The organism is Dethiothermospora halolimnae (assembly GCF_037577855.1).
GTDB classification, from domain to species: domain Bacteria; phylum Bacillota; class Clostridia; order Tissierellales; family VENL01; genus Dethiothermospora; species Dethiothermospora halolimnae.
This window is the reverse complement of sequence record NZ_JBAKFX010000007.1, coordinates 82,439-96,306: the sequence shown is the minus strand read 5'-3', so window position 1 is coordinate 96,306 and position 13,868 is coordinate 82,439. Positions and strand designations below refer to the sequence as shown.

11 protein-coding genes are annotated in these 13,868 nt (G+C 30.1%); 2 read left to right on the top strand and 9 right to left on the bottom strand.

Going from position 1 to position 13,868, the window contains the following annotated elements; genetic code table 11:
* Positions 1–5 precede the first annotated feature (5 nt).
* The 4 genes from V6137_RS04870 to V6137_RS04855 all read right to left on the bottom strand — a co-directional run bounded on the left by V6137_RS04870 (position 6) and on the right by V6137_RS04855 (position 5,522).
* The gene (locus V6137_RS04870; RefSeq protein ID WP_425446764.1) at positions 6–443 is read right to left on the bottom strand and encodes a chemotaxis protein CheW; all 438 of its coding nucleotides are present in this window, start codon (positions 441–443) and stop codon (positions 6–8) included.
* A 122-nt stretch (positions 444–565) separates the two neighbouring features.
* Positions 566–2,848 carry a methyl-accepting chemotaxis protein gene (locus V6137_RS04865; RefSeq protein ID WP_425446763.1) on the bottom strand — a complete coding sequence of 761 codons (2,283 nt, stop codon included), beginning with the start codon at positions 2,846–2,848 and terminating at the stop codon, positions 566–568.
* Positions 2,849–3,382: 534 nt separating this feature from the next.
* Positions 3,383–3,640, bottom strand: a complete 258-nt coding sequence (locus V6137_RS04860) for a TfoX/Sxy family protein (RefSeq protein ID WP_425446762.1) — start codon at positions 3,638–3,640, stop codon at positions 3,383–3,385.
* Positions 3,641–3,653: 13 nt separating this feature from the next.
* Complete coding sequence (locus V6137_RS04855) at positions 3,654–5,522, bottom strand: YgiQ family radical SAM protein (RefSeq protein WP_425446761.1); 1,869 nt, start codon at positions 5,520–5,522, stop codon at positions 3,654–3,656.
* Positions 5,523–5,825: 303 nt separating this feature from the next.
* Between V6137_RS04855 and grxC the strand changes: the two genes are divergently transcribed.
* Positions 5,826–6,080 (top strand): glutaredoxin 3, encoded by a 255-nt coding sequence (gene grxC / locus V6137_RS04850; RefSeq protein WP_425446760.1) that lies wholly within the window; start codon positions 5,826–5,828, stop codon positions 6,078–6,080.
* A gap of 57 nt (positions 6,081–6,137) precedes the next feature.
* On the opposite strand, the gene V6137_RS04845 is transcribed toward grxC, so the two are convergent.
* Positions 6,138–6,338, bottom strand: a complete 201-nt coding sequence (locus V6137_RS04845; protein WP_425446759.1) for a cold-shock protein — start codon at positions 6,336–6,338, stop codon at positions 6,138–6,140.
* Between the two features lie 426 nt (positions 6,339–6,764).
* Between V6137_RS04845 and V6137_RS04840 the strand changes: the two genes are divergently transcribed.
* Complete coding sequence (locus V6137_RS04840) at positions 6,765–7,412, top strand: ribonuclease HII (RefSeq protein WP_425446758.1); 648 nt, start codon at positions 6,765–6,767, stop codon at positions 7,410–7,412.
* A 49-nt stretch (positions 7,413–7,461) separates the two neighbouring features.
* On the opposite strand, the gene V6137_RS04835 is transcribed toward V6137_RS04840, so the two are convergent.
* The 4 genes from V6137_RS04835 to V6137_RS04820 all read right to left on the bottom strand — a co-directional run bounded on the left by V6137_RS04835 (position 7,462) and on the right by V6137_RS04820 (position 13,741).
* Positions 7,462–9,555, bottom strand: coding sequence for a M1 family metallopeptidase (locus tag V6137_RS04835; RefSeq protein ID WP_425446757.1), 2,094 nt, complete (start codon positions 9,553–9,555; stop codon positions 7,462–7,464).
* Between the two features lie 162 nt (positions 9,556–9,717).
* Complete coding sequence (locus V6137_RS04830) at positions 9,718–11,802, bottom strand: M1 family metallopeptidase (RefSeq protein WP_425446756.1); 2,085 nt, start codon at positions 11,800–11,802, stop codon at positions 9,718–9,720.
* Positions 11,803–11,903: 101 nt separating this feature from the next.
* A complete protein-coding gene (gene rsgA / locus V6137_RS04825) occupies positions 11,904–12,950 on the bottom strand; it encodes a ribosome small subunit-dependent GTPase A (protein WP_425446755.1) in 1,047 nt (348 codons plus the stop codon).
* A 506-nt stretch (positions 12,951–13,456) separates the two neighbouring features.
* Entirely contained in the window at positions 13,457–13,741 is a 285-nt protein-coding gene (locus V6137_RS04820; protein WP_425446754.1) for a hypothetical protein, read from the bottom strand.
* Between the last annotated feature and the right edge of the window lie 127 nt (positions 13,742–13,868).

Genomic DNA, 13,868 nt, shown 5'->3' with positions numbered 1-13,868 from the left:
ACTTATTAACCTCTCATATTAGGGCTAACTATCTTATCTATATCTATTATAAATGATACTCTACCTTCTTTCTTTCCCATCCCTGTTATATAATCATAATCTTCTTTAATTTCTTCCGTAGGTTCCAATATTTGATTTTTATTAAAGGACCTTACCTTTAAAATATTGTCAACTAATAAACCTATACTAATTCCCTTTGTTTTCACTATCACGAGCCTTGTTTTTTTATCTATGGGCTTAGATGGAAGATTAAATTTCCTTCTTAAATTTATTATAGGTACTACATCTCCCCTTAGATTTATTATTCCATCTATAAAACTAGGCAATTTAGGTACCGGTGTTATTGTTAATTCTTTGAGCCTATTTATCTCGTGGGTTTTAAGTATGTCAATAGCATATTCCTCTCCTGCCACTTCAAATACTACAAAATCCATTTCTTCCATCTATTACACCTCCTTTTAAATTAAGACTTCATATGTACAACACATATGAATAGTTAATTGGGGGAACCCCCTCCCCAATGACCATAACAGCTGTATAAAAGTTTTAATAAGTAATATTAATTTTATATTTTAAATTTCTCTACTAACTTATTTAATTTTTCTGCTGCATCAGAAAGTTCTTGGGAAGTCGATGCTACCTCTTCACTAGCTGCTGAAACTTGATTTGACATTTCATCTATACTATCAGCAGTTGCAACTAACTCCTCAACACTTGCCGACTGTTCCTCTGAAGCACTTGCTATTTCTTGAGATGAGTAATCAATATTCTTTACCGCTTCTATTACATTATCAATAGATGCTACTTGTTCTTCAACTGCAGAAGATACTTCCATAGAAAGACCATTTATTTTCTCTACAGCCTCCATAACTGACTTACTTGCCTGTGATTGTTCCGATGTGGAACTTGCTATTTCTTTAATTAAATCAGTGGTATCGTCTATAGCTTTAAATATCTCATCTAAAGCATATCCCGTATTTTTTACTAACTTAACACCGTTGGCCACTTGACTTGCCCCTTCATCAGTTGTATTAACAGCATCATTAACCTGTTCTTGTATCTTTTTTATTAGTTTTGTTATGTCTTTAGTTGCATTTCCCGACTCTTCTGCTAGATCACCGATGGCACTTGCCACAACTGCAAACCCTTTACCATGTTCTCCAGCTCTGGCAGCTTCTATAGAGGCATTTAAGGCTAACAAATTGGTTTGCTCTGCAATATCATCTATAACTTCAACAATATCACCTATTTGGATAGCCGCTTTTCCTAATCCTTTAATAACAACAGTTAGATTGTCCATAGCATTATCTATATTATCCATTTCATTTATAGTTTTATTTACAGTAGCTTTACCTTTTTGAGCTACCTTTACTGTATTATCAGCTTTTTTACTTGCTTCTTTAGCATTTTCTGCTACCACATCAATAGAAGTATCTATCTGTTTAATGGAACTAGTTACATTTGTAATGGTTTCTGAAGTTTCTTGAGCACTTTTTGCCACTTCATTGGCAGCTTGTCCCAGCTCCTCGGTATTATTTTTAGTAGTATTTATATCTGTAGCCATTGAGCTAATACTTTCAGTAACTTCAGTAATAGATTTACCCATGTCGTTAATTCCTATAGTCATCTCGTTTATAGATTGAGTTTGGCTTTCAGATGATGCCGCCATTTCTTCTGAAACACTACTTGCCTCCTGGGCTGAAGATCCAACTTGCTTTGCAGCTTTTAAAACTTCCAGCATAGCTTTATTTTGTCCTTTTATCATATTATTAAAACTAGTAGCTAAATCTCCAACTTCGTCCTTCGACTTTATATCCGCCTTTACTGTTAAGTCTCCATCTTCTGCTCTTTTCATTAAATCCATCATTATATTAACAGGTCTAGTTATTTGTCTTGAAACAAAGGTAGCAATTAATATACCTATAATTATTGAACCAACGGCTATATATAAAGCAATCTTCTTAATTTTTTCTGCGTCTTTCATATATTCATCAACGGGTATATTTATTGCTACTGACCAGTTACCGATAGGTTTATACATATTTAGCTCATATACTCCCTCATATGTATAAAAACCTTTATCTTCTTCTCCATTTGTCATTTTTGTTACCTGTTTTTTCAAACCTTCATTTCCTGAATTTAATAAATTTTCCTTCATGATTTTATTTTTATCAGGATGATAAATAATATTTCCTGATTTATCCACCATATATCCATAACCACTTTTTCCTAATTCAATATTCCTCAGTTGATTTGTTAAACTATTAACATTCACTTTTATAGCAATAACACCAATAATAGCCTGATTATTATTTTTTATTGGCATACTATAAACACTAATAGGTTCTTCACTGGATTTTGATATAACTACTTTACTCCAATAAATATTTCCTGACATACTTTCTTTAAAATATCTTTCATTTGATACATTTATCTCAGAGTTTACTCCATTAGTTTCATCTATTAAAACTTCCCCATTATTATTTATAATTAAAATACCATCGCTTATTCCTGAAAGAGTATTTTTAAGTTGCCTAATGGTTCCTATAACCTGATTAAAACCCTCATCATCTTCTTTCTGATTTTGAGACTGAGTTATATAATTAGCTAGCAAAGGAATGTCTCCTATTATATATCCTGTATCTTTAATTTTATCCATTTTTATCGATATTTTATCTACAGTAGAATCCAAAATTACTTTCAGTTTTTCCTCTGCTTCTTTTCTTAAGGTATCCTTAGCATTATTATATGTAATATATCCTAATGCTGAAACTGGTACTATAGTTATAATAAGAAATGCAGTTAGTAGCTTCATCATCAATCTAGCTTTGTTTATTTTTAATTTCATTTGTTTTTATCCCCCATTTCTATATTAGTATAATTTAAAATTTGCTTTAAATCTCTTTGAAAAACACTATCTAATTTCAGATTATTATGACTTTTTATGCTGTTACCATCGATTGTCCCCTTTATAAACTAGCCCTCCTTTACAAATAAAATGATACAATCCACTTTGACCATTTATATTACTAAAGTTTTTTTGCTTAATTAAGCCAAAAACTCCCTTACTTTGTTGTAAAATAGGTCTATATTACTATTTTTTTCATCGTGTTACTAATATTATAGCATAGAAATTTGTATAATCATAGTATTTAAAGTATTTTTTTGTCGAATTGTCCGAGCTTTTAATTTCAAAAAATTAACATAAATTTAATATCTATTGTTCTTAAGTTCTATAAATATATAATTCAAAATAAAAAAATTAGCCTTATATATAAGGCTAATTAATATATTCCTATGTGATGCTTTTGGACTATGAGGATTGACACTAGAAAACATCCATTAAAAGAATGAAAGAGTAATATATACTAACAAAAAAATTCTATTTTATATAGTTATAAAATTCCTTTAATTTTTCTTTATCCCCATTTGATAATCCATACCACCTAATCCCTTGTATGGCTCCTTCCAAGGCATATAGCATGTTAAGGCATACATTATTGTCTACATTATTTTTTATTCTCAAAAAAACTTCTTTACTTCCTTCTCTATAAAGTTCATCTTTAGTATTAATTCCTACATTATTCAATTTCTCTTCTAATATTTTACCTATATTAGGTAACTTACTTAATTGTCCCATTTCCCTAGCCCCCTTATTTTTTCTTTCTTTTATTTTTCTTAATTTTTTGCTTTTTATTGTAACTTCTATTATTATTTTTCCCATCACCCTTTTTAGGTCTTATTAAACATTTCCTATCATATCCTATTAAATCCTCTCTACCAGCCTTTTTTAGCGCCTCATATACCAGACTATAATTCCTTGGTTCTGTATATTGTATCAAAGCTCTTTGCATTGCCTTTTCATGGGGAGATTTAGGTACATATACCCTTTCCATTGTCCTTGGGTCAAGCTCTGTGTAATACATACAAGTAGATAGTGTTGCCGGTGTAGGATAAAAATCCTGTACTTGCTTCGGTCTGTGACCTATATCCCTTAAATACTCAGCAAGTTCTATAGCTTCATTTAGTGTTGATCCTGGATGGCTTGACATTAGATATGGTACGATAAACTGGTTCATTCCCAGCCTTTTATTTACCTTTTCATACTTTTTCACAAAACGTTCATATACTTCCCTTTTAGGTTTTCCCATCTTTTCTAAAACCCTAGGGGATATATGTTCTGGGGCAACCTTTAACTGTCCACTTATATGATGTTTACATAATTCATTAAAGAAAGTGTCATCCTTATCATGAATAAGATAGTCATATCTAAGTCCAGACCTTATAAAAACCTTTTTTACCTTTGGTATATCCCTTAATTTTCTCAAAAGATTTAAATAATCATGATGTTCTATTTTAAGATTACTACATGGATTAGGAAATAAGCATTGTTTTTCTTTACATACCCCATGTTTTACCTGTTTTTCACAAGCTCTATGTCTAAAATTAGCAGTAGGACCTCCCACATCATGAATATATCCTTTAAAGTCTTTATCATCTATTATTTTTTCAGCCTCTTCTACAATGGAACCATGACTTCTGGATTGAACTACCCTCCCTTGATGAAATGCAAGGGCACAGAAATTACAACTTCCAAAACACCCTCTGTTACTTATAAGACTAAATTTTACTTCCTTTATAGCTGGTATTCCACCATCCTTTTCGTATGTAGGGTGATATGTTCTCATATATGGAAGTTTATATACATCATCTAAGTCTATTTGCTTAATAGGTGGTTGAGGTGGGTTTTGTACCACATAGTAATTGTCATCATAACTTTCAACCAATGGTTTTCCGTATACCAAGTCCATATTTTTATACTGAACCATAAAACTTTCTGCATATTTTTTCTTTGAGTCTGTTATTTCTTCATATGATGGTAGCATAATAGGTTTATAGGGTCTATTTATATCCTTTGTTTTATATATTGTTCCATTAATATAAGTTATTTCTTCAATAGGTATTCCTGCATCTAAGGCCTCTGCTATCTCTACTATTTGTTTTTCCCCCATACCATATACTATTAAATCAGCCTTAGAATCAAGTAGTATAGACCTTCTTATATCATCATCCCAATAATCATAATGGGCAAGTCTACGTAAGCTGGCCTCTATTCCCCCTAATATTATTGGTACATCATTGTATGCTTCCTTTGCCCTATTACTATAAACTATAGTTGCCCTATCAGGTCTGTATCCACTTTTCCCCCCTGGAGAGTATAGATCATCCCTTCTTTTTTTCTTAGCAACGGTGTAGTGATTTACCATAGAGTCTATATTTCCACCGGTTATTAGAAATCCCATCTTAGGTTTTCCTAATTTTTTAAAATCTTTATCACTCTTCCATGACGGTTGGGCTATAATACCAACTTTATATCCCCTATTTTCTAAAACTCTACTGATTATAGCAGCACCAAAGGAGGGATGGTCAACATATGCATCCCCTGTTATTACTATAAAGTCCAGTTGATCCCAACCTCTTTTTTTCATATCATTTTCATTTATAGGTAAAAAATCCTTCATATTATCATCCTTAATTTTTTATTGTTTAATTTAATTATACAGTTTATGTTTTATTTATTAAAGGAAATAGTTTGAATCTATATTTTTATTTTCAGTTCATTGCCCCCTCTTTCAAGGCGGCGGACAGGTCATGCCCTGTCCCTACATAATTGAATTTTACGACCCTAAAGAGTAAAATAACCTTATCTATTCTTCATTCTCTATTCTTTATTCTTTAATTATTATTATTTCATATTTTTTAGGGTAATAATATTATATACTGAAAGTAACTTAAATAATATTAAATATAATAGGAGGTTTATTATGGATAAAAAAGTAACCGTATATACATTTAATACATGTCCATTTTGTATCAAAGCGAAAAATCTTTTAGATAATGAAGGTATTGAATTTGATGAGATTGATATCACAACCGATAGGGGAAAATTAAAAGAATTAGAATCAAAAACAGGCTCTTCTACTGTTCCTCAAATATTTGCTGGTGATAAGTTTATTGGTGGATGTGATGACTTAATGGAGTTGCACAAATCTGGTGAGTTTGATCAGGTTCTTAGATAAAAATAAAACCCAAAGGAATAAATTCCTTTGGGTTTTTAATCTAGTTTAATTTAATTCTTAAACAGGTGTTACGTCTGAAGCTTGAGGACCTTTTTGTCCTTCTGTAATTTCAAATGTAACTTTTTCGCCTTCTTCTAAAGACTTGAATCCTTCTTTGTTTATTTGAGAGAAATGAACGAATACGTCAGTTCCTTCTTCTGTAGTGATGAATCCAAATCCTTTTTCTGCATTAAACCATTTTACTGTACCATTAGTCATGTTAAATACCTCCAAAATTTTATTTTTAATTCCTACAAATGCACTTTAACTATAAAATCTTGGAAATTATTGTTGCTATATGTTAATACAAACTGTGTAAATAATTTCTTAAATTTATAAGTAAAGATTTATTTTTTCGGAATTGCTCTTATATAAGTATAACACTTAGTATTTAACTTTGCAACTATATTTTTGAATTTTTTTTATTATATCGAAAATCATTATGATATAATAGAAAATAATCATGTAGGGACAGGGCATACCCTGTCCGTGGGAGTAACCTAAAACTTTAATATGGAAATAAAGTTTCTAAAGGCTAGGAACTTAGGACGTTAAAATCGGTCTAGGAATGCCTAGACCCTATTTTTATTAAAGTAGAATTTACAAAGAAGAAAGAAGATAGAAAAACATAAAGGTGGTTTTAATATGACTAAAAAAAGAGAAACTAGGGAAGAAAGATTAAAAAGATTTGAAGACTTTGATCGAAAACTCAATGTAGATATATTATGTGGAATAGACGAAGCAGGTAGAGGTTGTATGGCTGGTCCCATTTATTCTGCCTGTGTTGTTCTTCCTAAAAATATATGTGATATAGAAGGTTTAGACCTTAATGATAGTAAAAAAATAGCAGAAAAAAAACGATATAAGCTTGCAGATATGATAAAGGAAATAGCCCTTGGATGGGGTATTGGTAGTGTAAGTAATGAAACTATAGATGCTATTGGTATTCAAAAGGCTAATTTTTTAGCTTTTCAAAAGGCACTGGAAAACATGAAGGAGAGTAGTGGCCTTAATCCAGATCTGGTACTTATTGATGGTTGTTATAATAATATTCCTATACCTAATCATAAAACATTAAAAAAAGGAGATACTCAAAGCGCTTGTATAGCTGCCGCATCAATTTTAGCTAAAACATCTAGGGACAAATATGTAATCGATATTTGTCATAAAGAGTATCCAGACTATAACTTTGAAAAACATAAGGGGTATGGCACTAAAGAGCATAGAGATGCTATCATAGAATATGGTATAAGTAAATATCATAGAAAAAGTTTTTGTAAGAAGTATATCTAAAAAAGAATTTTGCCTATGGCAAAATTCTTTTTTAGATTAAAATCTAATTTTATTGCTCTATACCTAAAGTTTTATTGCCACCCCTATTTTCAATCTTATAATTATACTGCTGATGTATGAAATAATTGGGAAAGTATAGTAAATCATCAAGTTGATATTTGCTTTCTATCTTCTCCCAAAATACATTTATTAGTAATTTATTTAAAGCTTTCGGATGTCTAGTTATGTAAATTCCCATTGGATTGTCCTTTTTTATAGTTACACTTTTTATAACTATATTACCATCATTAATTTCAATTAACGGTTTATTGTCTTCTAAATTTAGAAACTTATTATTTAGAATATTATCAAAAAATATTATGTTATTATTATCTAATTCCCCTTTAGTTACCTCACTACTATTTTTAACTTCTACAGTAGCAGTTTCATATTGTGTCAAAGAATCTTTTACTCCATCTATAGCATAATCAACGGCTTCCTTTTCTAGTTTTTCCATGATAGAAGGCTTTACTATGATAATTTTTTCTCCCTTTAATGCCTTTAGTTTAATACTTTCAAATACTTTTCCCTGTTGGTTTTCAATATTTGAAATTCTAATTTTTTCTTTCGCTAGCTCCATTTTCTTTTTCACTTCTTCATTAGACTTATATTTTATTGGTGTATACTCAACTGAATTTATTCTATTCTCAAATGCTAACATTGCTTCTTTTCCCGACACCTTTTCTATTATTTTTAAGAACTCTTTTATAGAACTATTTTTAAATAAATATTTATCATAGTATTGTTTAAATATCTCCTGTAATTGCTCGTCTCCTACATCTAGCCTTAATTTTTCAAATAGAGAAGGCCCTTTCATATATATAGTAAAAACATAATCCATATAATTCTTAAATTCATCTACACTTCCAGAGAAAGGGGTTTTTTGAGCAGGATAATATTCTAGTCCGTCTATAATTCCCATTATAACTCCATCACCATGATATTTACCATAATTTTTTTCAAAATAATATGCAGTTGTAAATACAGTAATAGATTCATCCATAAAGGACTCTTCAAACTCGTTATTTCCAACTGCCACATACCACCATTGGTGAGCCACTTCGTGTACTGCAGAAGTTAATGCTTTAGGGAGTTTTGAACTTTCTTTATAATCCTTAGGTAGATTACCGTATGCCTCCATTTGCAATAATTGAGGGTATTCCATAGCTCCTCCCCTTATGTATGTTTCTGCTATATCTAACTCTTTATAGGGATATTTCCCTATGGTTTCATTAAAAAAACTAACAGCATCAGTTACAACCTCTAACATTATTTCTGCATCTTTATCTTTATTTTTAACTCCATCATGGAGAACATAGTAGCAGTTTATATTGATACCATCTACTTCTTTACTTATAACTTTATAATCTTTATTCATCATAAATACGAAGTCTCTTACTTTTTCCGCTTCTATATTAATGATTTTATTATCACCCTTTATTTCTTCAGACTTTGTTATACCTGTAGATGAAACTTTCATATCCTTTGGAACTTCTAATGTTACATTATAGTTTGCTATATTACTATAGTTTGATTCTCCTATTTGATGAAATGGATTTGTATCCCATGTATTAGTTTCACAGTTATATATAGACATTATAGGGTACCAATTTGTTATGGATATACCATTTTTATAATATCCTAATCGGTCCCGTCCATTGGGTATTTTAACTGAAAAATCAATATTAAGCTCTATGCTTTCATTGGGTTTTAGGGGTTTGGGTAATTTAATGGCTAGTATTTGATTATCCTCAGTGAAACTCATCTCTTCACCTGTTATTAGTACTTTATTTATTTTAATATCTCCTATCTCTTCTCTTAAAAGGTCTCCTTTCTTGCTATCATTGGAAATCTTTGTCATGGTTTCATAATCGTTATATGAGTCAGGATATAAGTGTAATACCAACTCTGTCAATGCATCATCGTAATTATTAGTAAACTTTACCTTTTCGGCAACATTTAAAATCTTTGCACTTTCATCATATGTAACTTTTATATTATAATCTGTTATAGTCCCTTCATCATTTGCAAAAACACCATTTAAACCTAAAATCATTGTAGATAATAAAATTATTATTAAAGAAATCCTCACTTTTCCCTTCATATATTATCCCACCTTTTTTTATTAAGCATCATATATTTAAAAAATTTATTTTATTATTAAAAAACCCTTTAATATTTTAGCCAATATTAGAGGGTTTTTTAATCTTTTACAATGAATCTATTTACTTTCTTATTTATTATTTAGCTTATTTACTAAAATACATCAGTGTCTTCCTAAAATCTCATTATGATCCTCAGTTATAATTCTATAATCATAAACTTGATTCCATAGGAAATTATTAGAAGTAAATAAAGCTCCTATTTGATAATCCCAATTAATTTTATTCCAAAATACATTTATTAATAACTTGTTCTTATTTTTAGGGTGTTTTATTATATATGTTCCTGTTGGATTTTCATCATTTATAACAATATTTTCTAATAATAATTGATTTTCTTTTACTTTTACTAGGGATTTTTCATCCTTCAAAAATCTATTCTTTTCAATGCTCCCAAAATAAATTATATTGTTACCGTTAATTTCTTCTTCGGTTATCTCATTAGCACTTTTTACTTCTATAATTTTGTCATTATCTTCTGGTAAATTTTTCTTTATGCTTTTGATTACGTCATTGACAGCAGTTGCTTCTAGTTCTTCCATAACAGAAGGCTTAACTATAATAATTTTTTCTTCTCTTAATGCCCTTAGTTTAATACTTGAAAAAGTAGTTCCATATATGCTTTCCGTCCTTGCAAGTCTCATTTTCTGTTCTGTAGATCTGATTTTCTTTTGCTCTTCTTCACTTAAATTATAGTCATCTAAGGTATAATTATCTGAATTTATATCATTTTTAAATTCATTCATTACTTCTTTCCCTGCCACTTCTTCTATTACACCTAAGAAACCTTCAATAGAACCATTTTTAAATAAATACTTATCATAGTATGTGCTTAATATCTCTAGAAACTTTTCTTCTCCAACTTTTTTTCTTAAATCTTCAAATAAAGCGGGACCTCTTCTATAAATAGTATCCACATAATCATAATAATCTACAAACTCATCTACCCCTGCTGAGAAAGGAGTCCTTTGAGGTTGCATGTATTTAAGATTATTTATAACATCCATTAATACCCCATTACCATGATACTTTCCATATTCTTTTTCAAAATAATATGCTGTTGTAAACACAGTAAGGGACTCATCCATTACTGACTCTTCAAATTCATTACTACCTACAGAAACATACCACCATTGATGAACTGCCTCATGTACTGCAGCTGATAATACAAAGGGGAACATTTCACTTTCTTTGTAGTTTTCAGAGAAGTTCCCATAACCTCCCATTTGCAGAAGCTGAGGATATTCCATAGCTCCTCCTGCTAAATAAGTCTCGGCTATATCTAATTCTTTATAGGGATATTTACCTATAGTTTCATTGAAAAATTCAACAGAATCAGATACAGTATCTAACATTATTTGGGCATCTTTTTCTTTATTCTCTGCTGTTTCATGGGGGATATAAAAACAATTTATTTTTATACCATCTACTTCTTTACTTATAACTTTATAATTTTTATTCATCATAAACACAAAGTCTCTTACATTTTCTGCTTTAATATCAATTACTTTAGTATCACCTTTAGTTTCTTCTGACTGAGTTACACCTGTTGCTGCTACCTCCATATCCTTTGGCACTTCTAATGTAACATTATAATTTGCTATATCACTATAGTTAGACTCCCCAATTGGATGAAATGGATTAGTATCCCATAGGTCAGTTTCTGAATTGTATATAGACATTATTGGGTGCCAATTTGTTATTGATACCCCATCTTTATAATATCCTAATCTATCCATCCCCTTTGGAATCTTAACAGAAAAATCAATAGTAAATTCTATAGACTCCTTTGGCTTTAAAGGTTTAGATAATTTTATATCCAATATTTGATTATCTTCTGTAAATTTCACCTCTTGGCCTTCTATCAATACCTTTTTTATGTCTATGTCTCCCTTTTTTTCTTCAGTTATTTCTCCATCGGGAGCACCCCCAAGCATTTCTGGCATAGTTTCATAAGAACCATATGAATCTGGGTATAAGTGTAATATCAAGTTTTCTAAACTATCTTCATAATTATTTGTAAACTTTACTTCTTCTGTGGCATCTAGTATTTTATCTTCTTCATTGTATTTAACATTAATACTATAGCTCGTTATCTCTTCCGAGTCTTGAGCATAAACACCATTTAACCCTAAAACTAATGTTAATAATAACACTGTAGCTAAGGAAACTCTAACTTTTATTTTCATAACACATACCACCTTTTATGTTTTATATTATATATAATTCTATTTTATTACATATATCCCTTTAAAAAATAGTGAATGTTTCATTTTTTTAACATTTTATATTATTTACTCTTTTTCCTTTTATTCCTTTTCATTTCTTTTAATTTAGCCTTTTTCTCCATATACTTGGCCTCTCTCTTTAAATGCAGATAATTTTTAAATCTCTTTTGGGAAATTAAACCCTCTTCTATTGCTTTTTTTACAGCACAATCCGGTTCAGTAGCATGTTTACAATCATTAAATTTACAATTTAATGCCAGTTCTTCTATATCATTAAAAGCATTATTTATGCCACTGCTAGAATCTAGTATATGAAACTCCCTCATCCCTGGAGTATCTATTATTACTCCTCCAGTATTTAGTACTATTAGTTCCCTATGGGTTGTGGTATGTCTTCCCCTATCATCACTTTCCCTTACTTCTTTAGTAAGTAACTTCTCCTCTCCCAATAACTGATTAATAAGTGTGGACTTACCTACCCCTGATGAACCTAGTAGTGCTATGGTTTCTCCTTCTTTTACATATTCATTTATTTTATCTATTCCTTTCCCAGTAACTGAACTGATAACAACAATAGGAACTCCGAAAGCTACTGTATTAACTTCTTCTACCATATTATCTATGTCATGGCATAAGTCTGACTTTGTTAATACCATTACGGGATTTGCTCCACTCTCCCATGCCATAGTAAGATATCTTTCAAGTCTTCTAAGGTTAAAATCTTTATTTAACGACATACATATAAATACTTTATCTATATTAGCAGCTACTATTTGTTCATCTGATTTACCTCCTGCAACTTTTCTTGAAAATTTACTTTTTCTCTTTAATATCCCATGTATTAATGCATTACCCTTTTGGGGATCTACTCTATCTATAATTACCCAATCCCCAACTGCTGGATAATCTTCTTTAGTGGTGTTTTCATACTTCATTTTTCCTGATACTTCACCAAGGATTTCTCCTTTTTCTGTATATATTTTATAAATATCTCTATGTTGAATGCCAATTCTTCCTATATCATATGAACCATCATATTCATTTAATTTTTCTTCCCACTCTTGATTCCACCCAAGTTTTTGTAAAGCCATTTTTGATTTATTATTCAATATGTTTTCCTCCCAGTATTATAACTACTTTAGTATCAACTGACTGACCTAGCAGGGCTCATATAATTGTAAATTAAAGTCAAAAGCCTAATGACCCTTAAAATAGACTTAAGTATATTTTAAGGGTCATTAGGCTTTTTTTACTTCAAAATACAAAACAGTTTTAAATTTAGACATAAAAATACCCTTAAAGCTAGGTTTTACCTACTCTAAGGGTATAAAAATCTCATATATAAATTTTATTTAAATATAACTTCCCTTAGGAGCAGATGCATTATTTTGTTTTGATGAGTTTTTATATAATCTATTTATTATTAACATAAAACACCACTCCTCCCGTAATAATCTAATATAATTATATTCTATCCAGAATATTTTGTCAAATTCTAATTATGGGGGAATAAATCCCCCCTCTACTTATTATAACTAACAGTGGACAATTTTCAGGAGTAAAATCACCTTAATTCTTCTTTCTTCTTTACCCATTCTTATTTATTAACTCTCTATTATTTATTTTTCCTGCTAAGAGCTATTCCCCCAAATCCACTTATTATGGCAATATAAAAGCCAAAATCATAGAAAAAACCTGTATTAATTGGTTCGTATATACTAATATTTGATTTAAATATGCTTATTACAAGGGTTATAGGTGCAATCCATCCATGCCATATCCCCGAAAAAAAACCTGCTGGGTCACTACCTGTATAACTACCATCTCCCGGTACACATCCAGATATACCTACTGCAAGCAATAATAATATAAATAATAATATTATAATTTTACCTTTCAACTCAATCCCTCCTTATGTATATATTACTATATTTATCCGCTATAGTTAAGAATAATCTATTTTAAATTAATTAAATAGTACCCTGGAATGAATTCCCCTCTACCTTTTTCAGTGGATAATTAATCCT